This is a genomic window from Desulfosarcina cetonica JCM 12296, from assembly GCF_001311845.1.
GTDB lineage: Bacteria > Desulfobacterota > Desulfobacteria > Desulfobacterales > Desulfosarcinaceae > Desulfosarcina > Desulfosarcina cetonica.
Window position 1 is genome coordinate 1 of the sequence record NZ_BBCC01000530.1, and the last position, 683, is coordinate 683.

General features: G+C 65.4%; 1 pseudogene. It reads right to left on the bottom strand.

Annotated features, from left to right (window positions below):
* Positions 1-550, bottom strand: a pseudogene (locus tag JCM12296_RS40890) (FAD binding domain-containing protein); the annotation flags it as partial.
* Positions 551-683: the final 133 nt, after the last annotated feature.

Genomic DNA, 683 nt, shown 5'->3' on the forward strand with positions numbered 1-683 from the left:
GCCGGGCGCTGGTGATGCGGGCCTGCCGCCACGGCCACCTGCATGGCCGTGTTGACGCTGGCGATGTCCAGCCGCTGGCGGCGGGACACTTTTTCGAAGTTGAACCGGCTGCCCGGTGGCGGACAGGCAAACGTGATCGCTTCAATCCGCTCGTCGGCGTTCAGGTCAATCTGTTTGTATCCCCGGTAAAATGCCGCCAAAGAAAGATCGCGCCTGCCGCCCGGACCGCGGATCGTCAGATGCGCCCCCAGGGCCAGGAGGGCAATGGTCAAATCGCCGATGGGCGAGGCGTTGACCAGGTTGCCGGCCGGCGTGGCACGATTGCGGATAGCGTCGACGCCATGTACCGGAATAGCCTTTCCCATGCCGGAAAAGCGTGGCGCAAACGGTCGTCGCGTCGCAGATCCGTGACGGTCATGGCCGCGCCGACGATGAAACGCCCCTGTTCGATGCGCATGCCCTGCAGTTCGGGATCGTCGCCCAGAAAAACCAGCGGCCGGTTTTGCAGCCGATTGGCTTGCCGGACGAAGAGATCGGTGCCTCCGGCCACGCGGATCGCATCGCCAGGAGGCGACAAAAACGCGCCTGGGGGTCGATGGCGTCCAGCCGCGCGGCGACGCCAAGGAGGTAATCCGGCAAATACGCCGCCTTGACCAGAGTCTCCAGACGACGGCCCGGCGCTG